At 71.0% G+C, this 20,588-nt stretch carries 18 protein-coding genes; 10 read left to right on the forward strand and 8 right to left on the reverse strand.

What is annotated here, in order from left to right:
- Window positions 1-263: 263 nt before the first annotated feature.
- The 4 genes from ACFWY6_RS29735 to ACFWY6_RS29750 form a co-directional block, all read right to left on the reverse strand.
- Window positions 264-1,175, reverse strand: coding sequence for a LysR family transcriptional regulator (locus ACFWY6_RS29735; RefSeq protein WP_384696664.1), 912 nt, complete (start codon window positions 1,173-1,175; stop codon window positions 264-266).
- 30 nt (window positions 1,176-1,205) lie between these two features.
- Window positions 1,206-1,616: a PPOX class F420-dependent oxidoreductase gene (locus ACFWY6_RS29740; protein ID WP_384696667.1), complete on the reverse strand. Its 411-nt coding sequence runs from the start codon at window positions 1,614-1,616 to the stop codon at window positions 1,206-1,208.
- A gap of 67 nt (window positions 1,617-1,683) precedes the next feature.
- Window positions 1,684-2,637, reverse strand: a complete 954-nt coding sequence (locus ACFWY6_RS29745; RefSeq protein WP_384696670.1) for a DMT family transporter — start codon at window positions 2,635-2,637, stop codon at window positions 1,684-1,686.
- Window positions 2,638-2,760: 123 nt separating this feature from the next.
- Complete coding sequence (locus ACFWY6_RS29750) at window positions 2,761-4,197, reverse strand: FAD-dependent monooxygenase (protein ID WP_384696672.1); 1,437 nt, start codon at window positions 4,195-4,197, stop codon at window positions 2,761-2,763.
- A gap of 113 nt (window positions 4,198-4,310) precedes the next feature.
- Here ACFWY6_RS29750 and ACFWY6_RS29755 point away from each other — a divergent pair, with 113 nt between their 5' ends.
- Window positions 4,311-4,883: a TetR family transcriptional regulator gene (locus tag ACFWY6_RS29755; protein ID WP_384696675.1), complete on the forward strand. Its 573-nt coding sequence runs from the start codon at window positions 4,311-4,313 to the stop codon at window positions 4,881-4,883.
- 134 nt (window positions 4,884-5,017) lie between these two features.
- Here the strand turns inward: ACFWY6_RS29755 and ACFWY6_RS29760 are convergent, their stop codons facing one another.
- The 3 genes from ACFWY6_RS29760 to ACFWY6_RS29770 are packed head-to-tail and all read right to left on the reverse strand — an operon-like array spanning window position 5,018 to window position 7,731.
- Window positions 5,018-5,257: a hypothetical protein gene (locus ACFWY6_RS29760; protein ID WP_384696677.1), complete on the reverse strand. Its 240-nt coding sequence runs from the start codon at window positions 5,255-5,257 to the stop codon at window positions 5,018-5,020.
- A gap of 20 nt (window positions 5,258-5,277) precedes the next feature.
- Window positions 5,278-7,494 (reverse strand): 4-alpha-glucanotransferase, encoded by a 2,217-nt coding sequence (gene malQ / locus ACFWY6_RS29765; RefSeq protein WP_384696680.1) that lies wholly within the window; start codon window positions 7,492-7,494, stop codon window positions 5,278-5,280.
- Window positions 7,495-7,731, reverse strand: coding sequence for a hypothetical protein (locus tag ACFWY6_RS29770; RefSeq protein WP_266866893.1), 237 nt, complete (start codon window positions 7,729-7,731; stop codon window positions 7,495-7,497). It lies immediately after the preceding gene.
- A 313-nt stretch (window positions 7,732-8,044) separates the two neighbouring features.
- On the opposite strand from ACFWY6_RS29770, the gene ACFWY6_RS29775 reads away from it, so the two are divergent.
- A complete protein-coding gene (locus tag ACFWY6_RS29775; RefSeq protein ID WP_384696704.1) occupies window positions 8,045-10,972 on the forward strand; it encodes a beta-N-acetylglucosaminidase domain-containing protein in 2,928 nt (975 codons plus the stop codon).
- Between the two features lie 59 nt (window positions 10,973-11,031).
- Here the strand turns inward: ACFWY6_RS29775 and ACFWY6_RS29780 are convergent, their stop codons facing one another.
- On the reverse strand, window positions 11,032-11,568 hold the full coding sequence (locus tag ACFWY6_RS29780; RefSeq protein ID WP_360765489.1) for an HNH endonuclease: 537 nt from the start codon (window positions 11,566-11,568) through the stop codon (window positions 11,032-11,034).
- Between the two features lie 266 nt (window positions 11,569-11,834).
- Here ACFWY6_RS29780 and ACFWY6_RS29785 point away from each other — a divergent pair, with 266 nt between their 5' ends.
- The 8 genes from ACFWY6_RS29785 (at window position 11,835) to ACFWY6_RS29820 (ending at window position 20,445) form a co-directional block, all read left to right on the forward strand.
- The gene (locus tag ACFWY6_RS29785; RefSeq protein WP_384696684.1) at window positions 11,835-12,917 is read left to right on the forward strand and encodes a mechanosensitive ion channel family protein; all 1,083 of its coding nucleotides are present in this window, start codon (window positions 11,835-11,837) and stop codon (window positions 12,915-12,917) included.
- A 60-nt stretch (window positions 12,918-12,977) separates the two neighbouring features.
- Window positions 12,978-13,535: a TlpA family protein disulfide reductase gene (locus ACFWY6_RS29790; RefSeq protein ID WP_384696687.1), complete on the forward strand. Its 558-nt coding sequence runs from the start codon at window positions 12,978-12,980 to the stop codon at window positions 13,533-13,535.
- 215 nt (window positions 13,536-13,750) lie between these two features.
- Window positions 13,751-14,941: an ROK family transcriptional regulator gene (locus ACFWY6_RS29795; RefSeq protein WP_384696706.1), complete on the forward strand. Its 1,191-nt coding sequence runs from the start codon at window positions 13,751-13,753 to the stop codon at window positions 14,939-14,941.
- 64 nt (window positions 14,942-15,005) lie between these two features.
- Window positions 15,006-16,343, forward strand: coding sequence for an ABC transporter substrate-binding protein (locus ACFWY6_RS29800; protein WP_384696689.1), 1,338 nt, complete (start codon window positions 15,006-15,008; stop codon window positions 16,341-16,343).
- Window positions 16,344-16,353: 10 nt separating this feature from the next.
- Window positions 16,354-17,295 (forward strand): carbohydrate ABC transporter permease, encoded by a 942-nt coding sequence (locus tag ACFWY6_RS29805; protein ID WP_384696692.1) that lies wholly within the window; start codon window positions 16,354-16,356, stop codon window positions 17,293-17,295.
- A gap of 5 nt (window positions 17,296-17,300) precedes the next feature.
- A complete protein-coding gene (locus ACFWY6_RS29810; protein WP_384696695.1) occupies window positions 17,301-18,197 on the forward strand; it encodes a carbohydrate ABC transporter permease in 897 nt (298 codons plus the stop codon).
- Window positions 18,198-18,199: 2 nt separating this feature from the next.
- A complete protein-coding gene (locus ACFWY6_RS29815) occupies window positions 18,200-19,465 on the forward strand; it encodes a 6-phospho-beta-glucosidase (RefSeq protein ID WP_384696698.1) in 1,266 nt (421 codons plus the stop codon).
- The gene (locus ACFWY6_RS29820) at window positions 19,462-20,445 is read left to right on the forward strand and encodes an N-acetylglucosamine kinase (protein ID WP_384696701.1); all 984 of its coding nucleotides are present in this window, start codon (window positions 19,462-19,464) and stop codon (window positions 20,443-20,445) included. Before ACFWY6_RS29815 ends, ACFWY6_RS29820 begins: the two co-directional genes overlap by 4 nt.
- Window positions 20,446-20,588: the final 143 nt, after the last annotated feature.

The following is a 20,588-nucleotide window of genomic DNA, read 5'->3' on the forward strand; positions in this document are numbered from 1 at the left end:
TGTCAAGGGTGAAGCGAAGCGGAATCGGCGCAGCCGACGCGACGAAGGAGCGCCCTTGACACCCGGCCCGGAACCGCCAACCTCAGGACAACCGGGCGGCCCCGGCAACCAACGCAACGCAGGCCCAGCGAAGCCCCGAAGCCGACACCCAGGCCAAGGCGGGGGGGCGGGTGGGTGGGGGAAAGGCGGCGCCGCATGATGCAGGGCGATGGCACCCCAGGCCAAGGCGGGTGGGGGCGAGGCCGCGGCGGTCAGGCGCCGGGCTACGGGACCCGCGTAGGGACCGCCTCGCGGAGGGCCGTCAGGACTCGGGAGACGGCCGCCCCCGCAGCCGCCCCGCGGCGAACCGCCGCCACCACATGGCGGCGAGGCCGGTCGGCGGAGAGTTCCCGCATCGTCACGCCGTCACGGCTGGCCGCCGCCATCCGCGGGACCAGCGCCACCCCCATCCCCGCCTCCACCATGGCGAGGATCGCCGTCCAGCCGGACGCGGAATGCGCCTGTTCCGGCGAGAAGCCCGCCCCCTCGCACGCCGCCCGCGTGATCTCGGACCACGGCCCGCTCCCCCCGAAGATCCACGGCTCACCCGCGAGATCGGCGAGCCGCAGCCCCTCCGCCGACGCCAGCGGATGATCCCCCGGCAGCGCCACGTCCAAGGGGTCGGCAAGGAGCGACTCCCGCGTGAAGCGCGTGTCCGCGTCGGGCGATGCCGGCGCCTGGACCGCGAGGGACAGCGCCACGTCCACCTCCCCCGCCGCGAGGAGCTCGTACGCCTCCGCCGCCTCCGCCTCCCGCACCCGTACGGAGATGCCCGGCGCCGCCGCCCGCAGCGCCCGCACCGCCGGCACGACGAGCGCGGGCACGGCGGTCGAGAACGCCCCGACCCGCACCTCCCCGGCCTCCCCATGCGCATACGCCGCCAACTCCGCGTCCGCACGCTCCAGTTGAGCGAAGACCGCCTCCGCGTGCCGCAGGACGAGGTGCGCCGCGTCCGTCAGGCGCACCCGGCGCCCGTGCGCCTCAAGGAGCGGCACCCCCAGCTGCTTGGCGAGGTTGGACAGCTGCTGCGACACCGCCGACGGCGTCATCCGCAGCGCCTGCGCCGTCGCGGTCACCGTGCCCCGCTCGCTCAACGTACGCAGGATCTGCAGTTTCTTGATGTCCCACTCGCTCATGGGGCCAACGTACCGACCGGGTCGCGCAGGTCAGCGCGCCGCACTGCCCACCACCTTCCGCGGGGTGATCCGTATGACGACCCGTACCACCTCCGGGGGCAGATCGAGGTACTCCTGCCCCGCGCCGGCCCCCTCGTACGCCTCGGCGAGTCCGGCCGCCACCTTCCGGTCCGCGTCCACGCTCACCGTGGCCGTCCCCCGCACCTCCACGTACCGCAGCGGATCCGCCTTGTCGTACACGGTCAGGCTCACCCGCGGCTCGCTCCGTGCGTTCAGCACCTTGCGGCGCCCTTCCTCGGAGGAGACGACGAGGTCGTCGCCGTCCCACCCCACCCACACCACGGAGGTCTGCGGGCTGCCGTCGGGACTGACCGTCCCGAGGACCGCCGGGTTCGGCGCGTCGAGGATCCGCCGGGCCGACTCACTGATCGTCATCGTCATGCGCGTGAGCGTAAGGGCGACGCCCATCGGCGTCGCCCCGTTTATCGCTCGCCCACTTAGCGAACCGTCACTTCGCCCGCCCCGCGGACCCCAGCACGACCCCGCCCAGGATCAGCCCCATGCACATGACCTGCAGCCACCCCATCGCCTCGCCGAGCACCGCGAAGGACAGCAGGGCCACGCACACCGGCTGGAGGTAGTAGATGACTCCGGCACGGGCCGCGCCGATGATCGAGATCGCCTTGTTCCAGGCGAAGAAGGCGACCGCCGACGACACCACACCCACGTAGAGGAGCGGGGAGACCGTCCCGACCGTCGGCTCGAAGCCGCCCTGGATGACATAGCTCGCCACGAACACCGGAAGCAGCATCAGCGCGCCGAGCACGAACGCCGCGAAGAGGAACGGCAGTCCGCCGATCTCCGCGGGCTTGCGCTTGAGCAGCGCGCTGTACGAGCCGAAGGAGACCGCCCCCGCGATCACCCACAGGTCACCGACCGCGAAGTCCATGGAGAGGGAGCCCCCGGATACGAGGATCAGCACGCCCGCGCAGGCGATCAGCATGCCCGTCACGCGGCGCGCCCCGAGCCGGGTCCCGCCGACGCGTTCGTACACCGCCATCAGGACCGGCGAAGCGGCCATGATCATGCCCATGTTGCCCGCGGTGGTGGTCATCGCCGCCTGGTTCACCAGGGTGTTGTAGACCGTGATGCCCAGGAAGGACGCCAGGAGCAGGAAGCGGAAGTGCCTGCGGAGCAGGGCCCGTTGCCGCCAGGTCTGCCGTGCCGCGAACGGCGCGACGGCCACGATGGCGATGATCCACCGCCAGAACGCGTGCTGGATGGGCGGCACGCTGTCGTGCAGGGCCCGGGAGGTGACGAAGCTGCCCGACCAGACGACCGTGGCGAGCGCCGCGAGGGCGAGGCCGACGCCGATCGGGCGGACGGCGCGCGGCGCCCGCTTCGGCTCGCTCGTCGTCGCGGTCGACGCGGTGGTGAGGGGGGTCCGGTCCAGGACAGTCACGTTGTATCCCTTGTCTCTCTCCCGGGCGGCCCGGGGGTTGGTTGAGGGACTACCGTCACACCCGCCGACCAGTCACGTCCATCGAAACTTTTCTACCATTTTATTAAGGCATGCTGAATGGTTCTAGTTGGTTCCCCATTCCGCGAGCGCCGCCCCCACAGCCCCCGCGTCCGCCTCCTCCGCCGCCCACGCGACGTACCCGTCGGGACGGACCAGGACCGTCGTACGCCGGTCGCCGGCCCAGTGCGCCACCACGGTCCGGCCGCGCGAGGCCGGCGCGCACTCCGCACCCTCCGGGCCGATCAGTACGAACTCGCCCTCGCGCAGCGCCTCGTAGAGCCGCCCCTCCTTGAGCGCGACATCCGGGGCCCTGTGACCCGCGAGGTCATGGGCGCCCTTGGGGGCCGGGTAGGCGTAACCGACGCCCGTGATCTGGCCGAGCACCTTGGCGCGGACCCGCGGGGCGCGGTTGACGAAGGCGGCGACCGCGGCGCGGGCGGCCAGCGTCCACGGGCGCTTGGCCATCGCGAGCCTGACCATGCCGCCGCTGCTGCGCAGGACCGTCTTGCCGACGGGGTGCCGCTCGGCCTGGTAGCTGTCCAACAGCCCTTCCGGGGCGCGGCCTTCGACCGCCGCGGCCAGCTTCCAGCTGAGGTTCGCGGCGTCCTGGAGACCGGTGTTCATGCCCTGCCCGCCCGCCGGGCTGTGGACGTGCGCGGCGTCACCGGCGAGGAAGACCCGGCCGACGCGGTAGGCGGGCGCCTGCCGCTCGTCGCTGTGGAAGCGGGACATCCAGCGGGCGTCGTACATGCCGTAGTCGCGGCCGAGCGCGCTGCGGGCGATCTCCTTGACCTCGTCGAGGTCGAGCGGCTCACTGTCGGGGACGTTGCGGGCGCGGTTCCAGCCGATGACGCGGTAGTAGCCGTCCGCGAAGGGCGCGATGAAGGCGAAGGCATCACCGGCGGCGTTCACCGTGAGCATCGAGGCGGGCTTCTCGGCGAGCCTGACGTCGGCGAGGACGAGCGAGCGGATCACGGACCTGCCGGGGAAGGGCAGGCCGATCGCCTCGCGCACCGCGCTGTGCAGCCCGTCCGCGCCGACCACATAGGCGGCCCTGCGGGTGCCCGACTCCCCGCCGGGGCCGCGGACTTCGAGGCGTACCCCGTCCGCGTCCTGCGTCAGGCCGGTGACCTCGGTGTCGTACTCGAAGCGCACCCCGGCGTCGTCAGCGCGCCGCTTCAGGACCTTCTCCACCTCGTACTGCGGCAGGACGAGGAGGTGACGGAAGCGGGAGGGCAGCTCTTCGAGGTCGAAGGAGAGGTGCCGGAAGATGCGCAGCGTGCCGAGCGGCTCCCCCTTGGCCGCGACCTCGTCGGCGAGCCCCCGGGCGTCGAGCTGCTCCAGGGTGCGGGCGTGCAGGACCATGGCGCGGGACAGATTGCTGATCCCGGGTGCGCGCCTCTCGATGACCGTGACCGGTACGCCCGCGACGGCGAGGTCGCCCGCGAGCAGCAGGCCGGTGGGGCCGGAACCGACGACGATGACAGTGGTGTCGTTCATGGCTGCCTCCTGGTGCCAACGCTTGTTGGTCAACACGTGTTGGTCAACGCTTGTTGGCTAACGTAGAACCGGCACCCTGGACTGTCAACAGGTGTTGGCCTACGCTTGTTGGCATGACATCGACGCCCCCGGTCGTACGCCGTTCCGACAGCACCCGCGCCGCCATCGTCGCCGCGGCCCGCGAGCGGTTCGCCGCCGACGGGTACGAGCGCGCGACCATCCGTGCCATCGCCAAGGACGCGAAGATCGACCCGTCGATGGTGATGCGCTACTACGGCAGCAAGGAAGGCCTCTTCGAGGCGGCCATGACCGTCGACCTGCGCCTTCCGGACCTCGCGCACACACCGCGCGAGGACATCGGGCGGGTCCTGGTCACACACTTCCTCGACATCTGGGACGAGGCCGACGTACTCACCGCGCTGCTCCGCGCGGGGATCACCAACACGGCGGGGGCCGAGCGCACACAGGCCATCTTCCGGCAGCAGCTCCTGCCGGTGGCCCTGAGCGTCTGCCCCGATCCCGCCGCCGCCCCGGCCCGCGCCGGGCTCATCGCCTCACAGATCCTCGGCATGGCCCTGACCCGGTACGTGCTGCGGTTCCCGCCGACCGTCGAGCTGACCCGCGAGGAGATCGCGGACTGGCTCGGCCCCACGGTGCAGCGTTATCTGACGGCGGAGCAGCCCTGAAGCGGACCCTGAGGCGGCCCTGAAAACGCGTAGGGGGCGCCCCTCATCGACGTACGTACGCATGCGTCGCGTACGTCGATGAAGAGCGCCCCCCACGGAGAGCTCAGGAAGTGCTCAGGAAGTGAAGTGCGGCGTCAGACCTGCTTCTCCTGCTTGCGGGTCTTGTCACCGACCATCACAAGGCCCGCGATCACCAGGAACAGCACGATGGGCGCCACGACATAGAGGCCGAGCGTCTCGATCACGCTCAGGCCCGGACCCGGGTCGTCGCCGTCGTCGCGCGTGAGCGCGAGCGCGGGGGACGACATGAGCAGCATCATCAGCGTCGTACCGGAAGCCAGGGCGCCGGCGCGCAGGGCGTTCTTCTTGTCCACGGTGCCAACGTAGCGAACGGCTAAACGGGGCGCGCGCCCGGGGGTGCCGTACGAGTGCGATCGCGGCCCTGGCCGCGGCCGCGGAACACCTCCATGAACGTGTGCAGACGGGGTGCCGCGGTCAGTTCCTCCAGGGTGACGGGGCGGCCTTCGGCGTCCGCGACCGGCAGCCGCCAGTTCGGATACTCGTCCAGGGTGCCCGGCAGGTTCTGCGGGCGCCGGTCGCCGACCGTGTCCGGCAGCCAGATGCCCACCATGCGGGCCGGCGTCGCGAGCAGGAAGCGGTGTACGGCGCGGATCTCGTCCTCCTCGTGACCGCCGCCGCCGGGCAGCATGCCGAGCCGGGCGAGGAGTCCGAGCCACTCCCGTACGTCGGCCGCGGCCGCGGCGCCCTCCACCTCCGCCGGGCGGGTCAACAGGCCAAGGCGGTCCCGGAGTTGGACGTGCTCGCCGGTGATGCGGGCCGCGGTGGACGGCAGATCGTGCGTGGTGGCGGTGGCCAGGCAGTCGGCGCGCCACCGCTCGGGCGGCAGCGGCCGGCCCGTGCCCTGCCAGTCCCGCTCGAACCAGAGCACGGAGGTGCCGAGCACACCGTGCCCGCGCAGGGTCTCGCGGACGCCGGGTGCCACGGTGCCGAGGTCCTCGCCGATGACGAGGGCGCCCGCGCGGTGCGCCTCCAGGGAGAGGATCGCGAGCATCGCCTCCGCGTCGTAGTGGACGTACGTCCCGTCCGTGGGCGCGCGGCCCTCGGGGACCCACCAGAGGCGGAAGAGCCCCATCACGTGGTCGACGCGGAGTGCGCCCGCGTGCCGGAGCAGTCCGCGCAACAGGGCGCGGTAGGGGGCGTACCCGGACTCGGCGAGGCGGTCGGGGCGCCAGGGCGGCAGGCCCCAGTCCTGGCCACGCGCGTTGAACGCGTCCGGCGGGGCGCCCACCGACATGCGGGCGGCGAAGTGCCGCTGCTGAGCCCACGCGTCGGCACCGCCCGGGTGCACGCCGACCGCGAGGTCGTGGACGAGGCCGATGCCCATGCCCGCGTCGCGCGCGGTGCGCTGCGCGGTGGCGAGCTGGGCGTCGGTGAGCCAGGCGAGGCGGCTGTGGAAGTCGACGCGGTCCATCGCGGCGCGGCGGGCGCGGGCGGTCGGGGACGAGACCGGGTCCCGCAGCGGGGCGGGCCAGCCGTGCCAGTCGGGGCCGTGCAGCTCGGCGAGCGCGCACCAGGTGGCGTGGTCTTCGAGCGCCTCGCCGTGCTCGGCGATGAACTCGTTGTAGGCGGCTCTGCGTCCGGGGCCGAGCGGGACCCGCGCGATCAGTTCGAGGGCTTCGAGCTTGAGCGCCCAGACCGCGTCACGGTCGATCAACTCGCCTTCGTGGAGGACCGATTCACGCAGGCGTGCGGCGTCGCGGGAGAGCGCGTCGACCCGGTCGCGGGCCTCGCCCCGCAGGTATGCGTACTCGGGGATCTCCTCGATGCGCAGATGTACGGGATCGGGGAAGCGGCGTGACGAGGGGCGGTACGGGGAGGGGTCCGACGGCCCGCCCGGCGGTTTGGGGACCGCGGCGTGCAAGGGGTTGACCTGTACGAACCCGGCGCCGACGGCCCGCCCCGACCAGGCCACGAGCTCGGCCAGGTCGCCGAGGTCGCCCATGCCCCAGGAACGGGCGGAGAGCAGTGAGTAGAGCTGGACCAGCAGGCCGTGGGTCCGCTCGGGCGGGGGCGGGAGGCGGTAGGGGGCGACGATGAGATGCGCGCCCGCGCTCCGCCCGTCGGGGACGGTGGCCCGCATCCGGTGCACGCCGTGCGGCAGCGGTCGCGGAGGCTGGCCCGGCGTCTCCCACTCCAGGCGCTCCCCCTGCTCGGTGCGGACCGCCATGCGCGTACCGCCCGGCAGCCCTGCCCAGGGCTCGGCCTGCTCTGGCCCGCCCTGCTCGGACGCGCCCTGTTCTGGCCCACCCCGCTCGGACGCGCCCTGCTCGGGCCCGCCCTGCCACACCACCACCGTCGGCGGCAGCAGCCGTGCCCGACGCCCGGTCTCGTACGCCGTGAGGGCGTCCCGGATCGCCTCGGGTGTGCTCGCGTCCACGTCGAGGGCGGCCAGGGCCGCGACGACGGCGGCGTCCGCGGCCGGGACCGTGCGGTCCGGAGACGGGGAGTAGGAAGTCGCCACGCCATGACAGGCGGCGAGGCGTGAAAGCCCGGAAGGTTCGCCGGCGGCAGCAGCTCCGGGTGGGGCCATTCAGACCCCCATGTAGTCCAGGCCCGAGGCCGTGCCGGTGGAGGTCGGCTCGCTGGTCAGCGGCGCGGCGTCGGCGAGCGGCGGCTCGCTGGTGAGGGGGGCGGCATCCGCGAGCGGGGGCTCGCTGGTCAGGGGCGGTTCGAGGCAGCCGCAGGAGCAGGAGCCGTCGAGTCCCGAGTCGGGGTCCGAGACCTGTTTGGAGAGGGCGGAGAGGAGGAGGTTCGCGGAAGCGGCCACGTGGGAGCTCCTTGTCAGGGGGCAGGTCATCGCAGCCCTACCCAGTGCGCGGGTTCGCAGACATATCCGTTGTGTGAACGTGCGCGTACTCACATTCGTTTCCCAAAAGCGCACACCCCCCGCAAGATCTTCCATTCCGGGGCGGCCCCGCAGCCGCGGGGCCGGAGAAGGGAGAAACCCCCCACAACCCCCACCGCCGTTGACACCCCCGCCACCCAGGTGGTGGGCTCAGTGACACCCTGAGACAACCGACGCACCACACGTGATCATCACCTCACTCGTGACGAGCACAAGGGACAACAAGGAGAGGGCCGTGCAGCTGCGGCGCAGGAAGGGCGCGGCCGCCATCGCCGTCGCCGTCATCGCAGGCGCACTCAGCGGCGCCCCCGGCGCCGTCGCAGCCCCCGGCATCCCCGGACAGCCCGGCGCCCCCGCCACCACCCCGGACGACGACCGGGAGTCCGACGCCCTCCCCCCGGTCTGGCCCCGCCCCCAGTCGATGACCGCCGCCGGAGCAGCGGTCACCGTCACCGACGAGGTCGTCCTCGTCACGGCAGCGACGGGCGGCCGCGCCCCGGACCCGTACGCCATAGAAACCCTCCGCACCCTCCTGCGGGACGCGGGCGCCCGCCGGATCACCGAGGTGCGGGACGGGGAGCGGCTCCCCGCAGGCGGCAACCGTCTGATCGTCCGCGTCGACGGCACCGGCGCCGACCAGGCCCTGCGCGCCCTCCGCGCCCGCGACCGCAGGGACCTCCCGTCCGGCGGCTACCGCCTCGCGGTGGGCCGCGTCGCCGGGCAGGAGACCATCGCCCTCTCCGGAGCGGGCGACGACGGCCTCTTCCACGGCGTACAGACCCTGAAGCAGCTGCGCTCCGGGAAGACCGTCCCCGGCGTGAACATCCGCGACTGGCCCGGCACCGCGGTGCGCGGCATGACGGAGGGCTTCTACGGCACCCCCTGGACCCGCGAACAGCGCCTGGACCAGCTGGATTTCATGGGCCGCACCAAGCAGAACCGGTACCTCTACGCGCCCGGCGACGACCTCTACCGCCAGGCCCGCTGGCGCGAGCCGTACCCCGCCGACCAGCGCGCCGACTTCCGCGCCCTCGCCGACCGCGCCAGGCGCAACCACGTGACGCTCGCCTGGGCCGTCGCCCCCGGCCAGGCCATGTGCATGTCGTCGGACAAGGACGTCAAGGCCCTCAACCGCAAGATCGACGCGATGTGGGCGCTTGGCGTGCGCGCCTTCCAGCTGCAGTTCCAGGACGTCAGCTACAGCGAATGGCACTGCGACCAGGACGCCGAGACGTTCGGTTCGGGGCCCGAGGCCGCGGCGAAGGCGCAGGCCCGGGTCGCCAACGCCGTCGCAGCGCACCTCGCCGAGCGCCACCCGGACGCGAAGCCGCTCTCCCTCATGCCGACCGAGTACTTCCAGGACGGCTCGACCGCGTACCGCGACGCCGTCGCGGCGGAACTGGACCGTGGCATCGAGGTCGCCTGGACCGGCGTGGGCGTCGTCCCCAAGACCATCACCGGGCGCGAACTGGCGGGCGCCCGCGAGGCGTTCGGCTCGCACCCGCTGGTGACGATGGACAACTACCCGGTCAACGACTTCGCACAGGACCGGATCTTCCTCGGCCCCTACACGGGCCGCGAGCCCGCCGTGGCCACCGGCTCGGCGGCGCTGCTCGGCAATGCGATGGAGCAGCCGGCGGCGTCCCGCATCCCGCTGTTCACCGCCGCCGACTACGCGTGGAACCCCCGCGCCTACCGCCCGCACGAGTCCTGGCTCGCCGCGATCGACGACCTCTCGGGCGGCGACGCGAAGGCGCGGGGCGCCCTGCGCGCCCTCGCGGGCAATGACGCGTCGTCCGTGCTCGGCGCGGACGAGTCGGCGTATCTGCGGCCGCTCATGGACGGCCTCTGGCGCGCCCGTACCACGACCGACAAGGCCCGCATCGAGAAGTCGGGGCAGGCGCTGCGCGACGCGTTCACCGTCATGAAGGAGGCGCCGCGGCGGCTCGCCGACAGCGATCTGGACGCCGAAGTCGGGCCCTGGATCCAGCAGTTGGCCCGCTATGGCGAGGCCGGCGAGACGGCGGTCGACATGCTGCGCGCGCAGTCCGAGGGGGACGGCGCCGCCGCCTGGCGTGCATCGCGCACCCTGGCCGGACTCCAGAAGGAGCTGAAGGCCACGCAGGTGACGGTAGGCAAGGGCGTCCTCGACCCCTTCCTGGCGCGGGCGCAGAAGGCGTACGGCACCTGGGCGGGGCTCGACAGCGACCAGGCGTCGGACCGCGCGACGGTCCGCCTGCCCCGGGCCCGCCCCCTCGCCGCGGTGACGGCGCTGACCGACCCCGGCACGGAGGGCAGCGTCGAGGCCCATGTCCCCGGCGAGGGCTGGCGCCGCATCGGCGCCCTGTCCGGCAGCGGTTTCACGGAGGCCGGGGCCAAGGACGAGCGTGCCGACGCGGTGCGGGTCACCGTGACCGAGGGCACCGTCCGCCATGTCGTGCCCTGGTACGCCGACGCCCCCGCCGCCAAGTTCTCGCTGGCCCGCACGGAGGCCGACGCGGAGATCGGCGGCGGCCCGCAGCGCGTCACGGCCAGGCTGCTCTCGCTGCGGCCCGGTGACGTGCGGGGCGAGGTCACGGCCAAGGCCCCCAAGGGCATCGAGGTCCGCACCCCGGAGAGGTCCACGCTGCCGCGCGGCACCGAGGTGGACGTCCCGGTGGATGTGACCGTCCCCGCGGGCACGCGCTCGGGAACGTACGAGATTCCCGTCACGTTCGACGGCCAGACCAAGACCGTCTCGATCCGCGCCTATCCGCGCACCGAAGGCCGCGATCTGGCACGCGGCGCGAAGGCCTCCTCGTCCGGCGACGAGACGAAGGACTTCCCTGCGTCCGGCGCCAACGACGGCGACCCGAAGACCCGCTGGTCGTCCCCGGCCAAGGACAACGCCTGGTGGCAGCTGGAGCTCGCCGAGCCGGTCAGGCTCGGCCAGGTGGTCCTTCGCTGGCAGGACGCGTACGCGGCGGGCTACCGCGTGCAGACGTCGGCCGACGGCAGGACGTGGCGCACGGCGGCGACGGTGAAGGACGGCAAGGGCGGCCGCGAGTCGGTCCGCATGGACGCGCGTGACACGCGTTACATCCGGGTACAGGGCGACAAGCGGGCGACCCGCTTCGGTTACTCGCTGTGGTCGGTGGAGGCGTACGCGGTCGCCGACGACTGACGACCACGTACACACTCACGTCGTACGCATTCACGTACAACAAAGGCCCGGATCGATTGCTAGGCAGAAATGCCGTCGATCCGAGCCATCGCGTCGTCCGCGCCGAACGGCTGCAAGTACGGCAGCCAGCGCGGATCCCTATGCCCGGTCCCGATGATGCGCCACGCGAGCCCCGAGGGCGGCGCGGGCTTGTGACGCAGGCGCCATCCCAGCTCCAGGAGGTGCCGGTCGGCCTTGACGTGATTGCAGCGGCGGCAGGAAGCCACCACGTTTTCCCAGGCGTGCTGACCGCCACGGCTCTTCGGAATGACGTGGTCGACGCTGGTTGCGACGCCACCGCAGTACATGCACCGACCGCCGTCGCGGGCGAAGAGCGCCCGCCTGGTCAGAGGAACGGGCCCCCTGTAAGGGACCCGGACGAACCGCTTGAGGCGGACCACGCTGGGTGCGGGGACAGTGCGCGTTGCGCTGTGCATGAAGGCGCCGGATTCCTCGAGGCAGAGAGCCTTGTTCTCCAGGACGAGGACGAGCGCGCGGCGGAGCGGTACGACACCCAGTGGCTCGTACGACGCATTGAGGACCAGGACGTGCGGCACGGATGCCTCCTTGTACGCCGGCGGCGCGTGGCTCGCGCCGGGACGATCTGTAGCCAGTCTCCCCTCATGCCTGGTCCAAGCGCCACCATGTGCCGGTAACGGGCTCGGAGTGTTTTCGACCACACCTGTGCGTCACCCTCATCTTCCCCAGGTGAGCACCGTCTCTCCCTCGAACATGACAACGATCCACACACAATGCCCCGTTAGTGTGGTGTCTCTGCCCGGTGCATCTCCTGGGCAGACCGCTATGCCTGGAGGTACCTGCCGTGTTCTTGTCCGCCCTGTCGGCGGCCGGATCGGACCCGGACGACAAGTCGACGTCGAAGCCCCCGACCCTGGAAGACGCCCAGGAGAGCGCGACGAACGCCGCGAGCTGGGTCGAGCAGAACTGGTCGACCTGGCTCGGCATCGGGCTCCGCATCCTGCTGATCGTCGCCATAGCGGTCGTCCTGCGGGTCCTGATCCGGCGCGCCATCACCAAGCTGATAGACCGCATGAACCGCACGGCGCAGGCCGTCGACGGCACGGCGCTCGGCGGGCTTCTGGTGAACGTGGAGCGCCGCCGCCAGCGTTCGCAGGCGATCGGCTCGGTCCTCCGCTCGGTGGCGTCGTTCCTGATCCTGGGCACGGCCGGGCTGATGATCCTCGGCACGTTCCAGATCAACCTGGCCCCGCTGCTCGCATCCGCCGGTGTGGCGGGCGTGGCGATCGGCTTCGGCGCCCGCAATCTCGTCACCGACTTCCTCTCCGGCGTCTTCATGATCCTGGAGGACCAGTACGGCGTGGGCGACTCGATCGACGCGGGCGTCGCGTCGGGCGAGGTGATCGAGGTGGGCCTGCGCGTGACGAAGCTGCGCGGCGACAACGGCGAGATCTGGTACGTCCGCAACGGAGAGGTCAAGCGCATCGGCAACCTCAGCCAGGGCTGGTCGACGGCGGGCGTGGACGTGACGGTCCGTCCGGACGAGGACCTGGAGAAGGTGAAGGCCACGCTGACGGAGGTCGGCGAGACCATGGCGAAGGACGAGCCGTGGAACGAGCGGCTGTGGGGGCCGGTGGAGATCCTGGGCCTGGACAGTGTGCTCCTGGATCAGATGGTGGTGCGCGTCTCCGCCAAGACGATGCCGGGCAAGGCGCTGGGCGTGGAGCGGGAGCTGCGCTGGCGCATCAAGCTGGCGTTCGACGCGGCGGGGATCCGCATCGTGGGCGGCCTGCCGCTGCAGGCGACGGAGGAGACGGCGCCCGACCCCTCGGCGGGAGTCGCGGCCCCTTCCGCGTACGCGTCCTCGACGTCCCCCCAGTCCCTGGCGGCTTCGCCGATCGCGCCGCCGCCTAATCTTTCGAAGTAGCGGCAGGGGTCGGCAGGCGGGCCGCGGGACCTCTTTCCCGCCCTGGCAGACTCTCTGATCATGAAGACCCTGACGCTCCGTACGGCTGCCGCTGTCTCCTTACTGGCCCTTGCTTGCGGTTGCTCCTCGGGCCCCACCGCGGAAGGCGGGAAGCGCGAGGGCCCGCTGAAGTCCTATGCGCCCGCCGAGCGGAAGCAGGCCCCGGCGTGGTCGGGCGAGACGGTGGACGGCAAGAAGATCGATCTCGCCGACTACCGGGGCAAGGTCGTGGTGGTCAACGCGTGGGCGGCGACGTGCGGTCCCTGCCGCCTGGAGGCCCCCGGCCTGTCACGGGTGAACAAGGAGATGAAGAGCGAGGGCGTCGCCGTGGTCGGCATGAACGTGGACGCGTCCGTGTCCAACGCCCGCTCCTTCGAGCAGGACAAGAAACTGTCCTACCCGAGCCTGTACGACCCGTCCGGCCGCAAGCTCCTCCAGATGCCCAAGGGCCTCGCCAATCCCACGAATTACCCCTTCACCCTCTTCTTCGACCGCGAGGGCCGCATAGCCGCGTCGTACATCGGCCCCATCGCCGAGTCGAAGGTGAAGTCCATCGTGACGCCGCTGACCGAGGAGTGACCCAGCAGGTAACGACTTGGTTGCCGCCCTCGCCCCCGCTATTGACGCCCCCGCCACGCCGGAATTACCTTCCTCACACCCAATAGGAAAGTTTCCTAACAGTGTGGCGCCGGTACGGTCCGTACAGGCAAGTTCCGTACTGACGCAGGGGCGAGGAGCAGCTCATGGGTGGCTCGACCGAGAGTTCGGCCCGCGGCGCGACCGGCGCCGGGTCCATGCCCGGCACCCCGCGGGTCCTGCGCGCGATGAACGACCGCGCCGCCCTCGATCTGCTGCTCGCGCACGGCCCCCTGTCACGAACGAAGATCGGGAAGCTCACCGGGCTCTCCAAGCCCACGGCTTCCCAGCTCCTCGCCCGCCTCGAAGCGGCCGGTCTTGTGCAGGCCACGGGGACGACCGAGGGCCGGCCGGGGCCCAACGCCCAGCTGTACGGCGTCAATCCGAGCGCCGCCTACGCCGCCGGACTCGACGTCAACCCCGACCGCATCCGCGCCGCCGTCGCCGACGTCACGGGCCAGACCGTCGGCGAGTTCCGGCTCCCGACGCCCGGCCGCCGCGCCGAACCCGTCGTACGCCAGGTGACCGAGGCCCTCGACGGCGCGGTGAAGGCCGCCGGGCTCACCCGTTCCGACGTGCACCGGCTCGTCATCGGCACCCCCGGCGCCTTCGACCCCAACACCGGCCGCCTCCGGTACGCCTCGCACCTGCCCGGCTGGCACTTCGCCACCCTCCTCGACGAGCTCGCGGCCGCGCTGCCGATGCCCGTCGAGTACGAGAACGACGTGAACCTCGCCGCGATCGCCGAGCAGCGGCTCGGCGCGGCACGGGAGCATGAGGACTTCGTGCTGCTGTGGAACCAGGAGGGGCTCGGCGCCGCCCTCGTGATCGGCGGCCGGCTGCACCGCGGCTGGACCGGCGGCGCGGGCGAGATCGGGTTCCTGCCCGTCCCCGGCGCCCCTCTCGTACGCCAGGTCACCAAGGCCAACAGCGGTGGCTATCAAGAGCTTGCGGGGTCGCAGGTCATCCCCAAGCTCGCCCGCGATCTCGGGATCTCGCCCATCCCCCACGGGCCGTACGCCGATGTCGCCGCCGCCCTCCTCGCGCAGGCCGCCGCCGTCGACGACGGGCCCCACCGGCAGCTCCTGGAGACGTACGCGACCGGCCTCGCCACCGGTCTCGCCTCGCTCATCGCCGTATTCGACCCCGAACTCGTCGTGCTCAGCGGCTCGTTGCACACCGCGGGCGGCGAGCCGCTGCGTCAGCTGATCCAGGCCGAGCTCGACGAGCTGGCCGTCTCACGTCCCCGTCTCGTCGTCGGGGAAGTCGCCGAACACCCCGTGCTGCGCGGCGCGTTGGAGAGCGCGCTCGCCGCCACCCGTGACGAGGTCTTCGACACCTCGCGCTGATTCCCTCCCCGCACCCTGACGTAACCCCTCGTCCGAGCCCGTCCTGCCCAGGGAGTACTCCGTCATGCCCGAAAACCGCCGCGCGACCGCCGTCGCGCTCGCCGCGACCGCCTCCATAGCCCTGCTCGCCACGGCCTGTACGGGCCAGAGCAGCTCGGGTGCGGACGACGACGCGTCCAAGGAGACGACGATCAACTTCTGGCACGGCTGGAGCGCGCCGTCCGAGGTGAAGGCCGTCCAGGCGAATGTCGACGCCTTCGAGAAGGCGCACCCCAACATTCACGTCAAGGTCGTCGGGAACATGAACGACGACAAGATCAATCAGGCGTTGCGTGCGGGTGGTTCGAAGGCACCGGATGTCATCTCCTCCTTCACCACCAACAACGTCGGCAAGTTCTGCTCGTCGGGCGCGTGGGTCGACCTCGACCCCTTCTTCAAGAAGGACGGGATCGACCCGGAGAAGACCTTCCCGAAGACCATGAACGAGTACACGCAGTTCGAGGGCAACCGCTGCGCCGCCCCGCTCCTCGGCGACGCGTACGGCCTCTACTACAACAAGGACGAGTTCAAGAAGGCCGGCATCAAGAGCCCGCCGAAGACCTGGTCCGAATTCACCTCCGTCGCCAAGAAGCTGACCAAGGCGAAGGGCGACTCCTACGAGCAGCTCGGGTTCATGCCGAACTACCACGGCTACGAAACGAAGACCGAGCACTACTTCGGACAGTGGTCCCCCACGTACTTCGACAAGGACGGCAAGTCGAACGTCGCCAAGGATCCGGCATTCGTCGACGGATTCACGTATCAGAAGAAGCTCGTCGATGAACTCGGCGGCTATCAGAAGCTGGAGAAGTACCGGTCGACGTTCGGTGACGAGTGGGGTGCCAAGCATCCCTTCCACACCGGCCAGGTCGCCATGCAGATGGACGGCGAGTGGCGGCTCGGGATGGCCGAGGAAGCCAAGGTCGGCTTTGACATCGGCGTCGCGCCGCTGCCCGTGCCCGACGACCAGAAGGACACCTACGGCAAGGGTTACGTCACCGGCACCATCGCCGGTATCGCCGCCACCAGCGAGAAGCAGAACGCGTCGTGGGAGCTGGTCAAGTTCATGACCACGAACACGGACGCCGTCGTGGACTTCGCCAACGCCATCCACAATGTGCCGTCCACGCACGACGCCCTGAAGTCGCCGAAGCTGAAGTACGACCCGCGCTTCAAGACCTTCCTGGACATCGCCGAGAACCCGGACTCGACCACGACCCCCGCCTCCGTCAACGGCGGACCGTACCTCGTCTCCATCCAGAATCTCGGCTACGACTTCGAAAAGGGCAAGCAGAAGGATCTGAAGGCCGGTCTGAAGAAGACCGCCGACGAGATCGACACGGACATCGAGCAGGCGAAGTAGCCGTCGCCCGATGAGTACCTATACGTTGCGCTCGAAGCGGCGTCGCTCGGCGCTGCGGACCGCCGCCTTCATGTCGCCGTGGCTGATCGGCTTCGCGGTCTTCTTCGCCTATCCGCTGATCTCGACCGTCTATTTCTCGTTCATGCAGTACGACGGCTTCAAGCCGCCGACCTGGACGGGAACGGACAACTGGTCCTACGTCTTCACCGACTACCCGATGTTCTGGCCCGCGCTGCGCAACACGCTGTGGCTGGTCGTCGTCATGGTGTCCTGCCGGGTCGTCTTCGGCATCGGGATCGGGCTGCTCATCACCAAGATAAAGACCGGTGCGGGTGTCTTCCGGACCCTCTTCTATCTGCCCTATCTCGCGCCGCCGGTCGCCGCCACCATGGCGTTCGCGTTTCTGCTCAACCCCGGCACGGGGCCCGTCAATTCACTCCTCGGGGACCTCGGCCTTCCCGCCCCGGGCTGGTTCAACGACGCCGCCTGGTCCAAGCCCGCCCTGACGATGCTCGCCCTGTGGGGCATCGGCGACCTCATGGTCATCTTCATGGCCGCGCTGCTCGACGTGCCGAAGGAGCAGTACGAGGCCGCCGAGCTTGACGGCGCGTCCTCGTGGCAGCGGTTCCGCTTCGTGACGCTGCCGAACATCTCGCCGATCGTGATGTTCGCGGTGGTCACGGGCGTGATCCAGACCATGCAGTACTACACACAGCCCCTGGTCGCGGGGAAGGTCGCGTCCGGCGTGATCGGCGGCTCCGGGCAGCAGTTCGAGCCCGGCTACCCGGACAGGTCGACGCTGACCCTGCCGCAGCTCGTCTACAACCTCGGCTTCCAGCGCTTCGACTACGGCTCCGCCTGCGTGATCGCGCTCGTGCTCTTCGCCCTGGCCATGGCGTTCACCGCGCTTCTGATGCGGCGGCGCGGCGGCCTCATCCAGGCAGGTGACTGACCATCATGACCCAACTACTGGAACGTAAGCCCGAGTTGCGCGGGGTCGTCATCACTCCCGCCGCCCGCACCGCACGCCGCAAGGCCTTCCTGCACTGGATCGCCGTGCACACGCTCGGCGTCACCGTGGCGCTGTTCTTCCTGCTGCCGTTCGTCTTCCTCTTCCTCACCTCGCTGATGAACGACCAGCAGACGCTCACCCGCGACCTGATCCCGGACACCTGGGAGTGGTCGAACTACAGCAAGGTCTTCGACACCCCGGGCTTTCTGACCTGGTGGCGAAACACCTTGCTGTACGCGGGACTTGGCACCCTCCTGACGGTCGTGTCGTCGCTGCCCGTGGCGTACGCGCTCGCCAAGTTCCGCTTCAGGGGCCGCAATCTCTCCCTGATGCTGGTCATCTCGATGATGATGCTGCCGCCGCAGGTGATCATCATCCCGATGTATCTGTTCTGGGCGAAGCAGCTCGATCTGTCCGGCACGCTGTGGCCGCTGATCATCCCGATGGCGTTCGGCGACGCGTTCTCCATCTTCCTGCTGCGGCAGTTCCTGATGACCATCCCGAACGAGTACGTCGACGCCGCGAAGGTCGACGGCTGCGGCGAGCTGAGGACCCTGCTCAGGGTCGTCGTGCCGATGGCCAAGCCCGGCATCGCCGCCGTCGCCCTGTTCCAGTTCTTCTACGCCTGGAACGACTACTTCGGGCCGCAGATCTACGCGTCCGAGAACCCGGGCGCCTGGACCCTTTCGTACGGCCTGGAGTCGTTCAAGGGCGCGCACCACACCGACTGGAATCTGACCATGGCCGCGACCCTGCTGGTCATGGCCCCTGTGATCCTCGTGTTCTTCTTCGCGCAGAAGGCGTTCGTCGAGGGTGTCACGCTGACCGGAGTGAAGGGCTGACCATGAAACTCGCCGTGGTGGGCGCAGGATCCACCTACACCCCCGAACTCATCGACGGATTCGCCCGGTTGAGGGACACGCTCCCCATCGAGGAGCTGGTGCTCGTCGACCCGGCGGCCGACCGCCTCGACCTGGTCGGCGGTCTGGCCCGGCGGATCTTCGCCAAACAAGGCCACCCGGGCCGGATCGTCACCACGGCCGACCTGGACGCGGGTGTGGAGGGCGCCGACGCCGTGCTGCTCCAGCTGCGCGTCGGCGGTCAGGCCGCGCGCAACCAGGACGAGACGTGGCCGCTGGAGTGCGGCTGCGTCGGCCAGGAGACGACGGGCGCGGGCGGCCTGGCGAAGGCGCTGCGGACGGTGCCGGTGGTCCTGGACATCGCCGAGCGCGTACGGCGTACGAATCCGAACGCCTGGCTGATCGACTTCACCAACCCGGTGGGCATCGTCACGCGGGCCCTCCTCCAGGCCGGGCACAAGGCGGTCGGCCTCTGCAACGTGGCGATCGGCTTCCAGCGGAAGTTCGCGAAGCTCCTCGACGTGACGCCCGGTGACGTCCATCTGGAGCACGTGGGCCTGAACCACCTCACCTGGGAGACGGCGGTGCGCCTCGGCGGCCCCGAGGGCGAGAACGTGCTGCCCAGGCTGCTCGCCGAGCACGGCGACGCGATCGCGGCGGACCTGCGCCTGCCGCGCCAGATCCTCGACCGCCTCGGCGTCGTCCCCTCCTACTACCTGCGCTACTTCTACGCCCACGACGAGGTCGTGCGCGAACTGCGCACCAAGCCGTCGCGGGCCTCCGAAGTCGCCGCGATGGAGGCCGAGTTGCTCACGATGTACGGCGATCCGGCCCTCGACGAGAAGCCGGAACTGCTCGCCAAGCGGGGCGGGGCCTTCTACTCGGAGGCCGCGGTGGACCTGGCGGCGGCGCTGCTCGCCGGCGGGGGCAGCCCGTACCAGGTGGTGAACACCTACAACCGCGGCACGCTGCCGTTCCTGCCGGACGACGCGGTCATCGAGGTGCAGGCGGCGGTCGGCACGAAGGGCGCCACGCCGCTCGCCTTGCCCGAACTCGACCCGCTGTACGCGGGGTTGACCGCCAACGTCACCGCGTACGAGGACCTGGCCCTGGAGGCGGCACTGCGGGGCGGCCGCGACCGCGTCTACCGCGCACTGCTCGCCCACCCCCTGATCGGCCAGTTCGCGTACGCCGAGCAGCTCACCGATCAGCTGATCGCGCACAACCGGGAGCACCTCGCGTGGGCATGAGCGGTTCCGTATCCGGGTCGGTTCTCGCGATCGACGCGGGCAACAGCAAGACCGACGTCGCGTTGGTCGCAGCGAGCGGCACGGTCGTCGCGGCGGCGCGCGGCGGCGGGTTCCAGCCGCCGGCGGTGGGCGTCGAGACGGCCGTGGACGTCCTGGAGTCGGCGGTGCGCGAGGTGTTCGCGGCCGCCGGGGCCGCCGGGGCCGACCATGTCTCGGCGTGCCTGGCCAACGCCGATCTCCCGGTGGAGGAGGCGCAGTTGGCGTCCGCCCTTGACGCGCGCGGCTGGGGCGCGAGCGTGACGGTGCGCAACGACACCTTCGCGATCCTGCGGGCAGGGGTCGCCGAGCCGCGCGGGGTCGCCGTGGTGTGCGGCGCGGGCATCAACTGCGTGGGCATGCGCCCGGACGGCCGCACGGCCCGCTTCCCCGCGATCGGGCGGATCTCCGGTGACTGGGGCGGCGGCTGGGGCCTCGCGGAGGAGGCCCTGTGGCACGCGGCCCGCGCGGAGGACGGGCGCGGCGGCCCCACCGCGCTTTCGCGCACGCTTCCCGCGCACTTCGGACTGCCGTCCATGTACGCGCTGATCGAGGCGCTGCACCTGTCCCGGATCGACGAGCTGCGGCGGCATGAACTGACGCCGGTCCTCTTCGCCACGGCGGCTGAGGGGGACGCGGTGGCGCGGGCCATCGTGGACCGGCTCGCGGAGGAGGTGGTGGCGATGGCGAGCGTCGCCCTGACCCGGCTCGACCTCCTGGAGGAGGAGACGCCGGTTCTGCTCGGCGGCAGCGTGCTGGCCGCGGGCCACCCTCAACTGGACGACACCGTCCGCGCGTTGCTGGCCGCACGCGCCCCGAAGGCGGTCCCTCGGGTGGTGTCCGTACGCCCCGTGCTGGGGGCGGCGCTGCTGGGGCTTGACCATGTGGGGGCTTCGGCGGGGGCGGTGGAGCGGGTGCGGGGTTACTACGAGGGTGGCCGTTGATCACCGGCTCCGCCGGGTTCGGGCGGGCAACTGCGGGGTTTCGGGTGGGCGGGCGGGAAAGATCCGCCGCGAAGCGGCGGTCTTGAAGAAACCCCAGGGGAACGAATCGCAGTCCCGGCTCCTCTGCAGGGTGACCGTCACTC

The sequence above is a fragment of the Streptomyces sp. NPDC059037 genome, from assembly GCF_042740015.1.
In the GTDB taxonomy this organism is placed as follows: Bacteria; Actinomycetota; Actinomycetes; order Streptomycetales; family Streptomycetaceae; genus Streptomyces.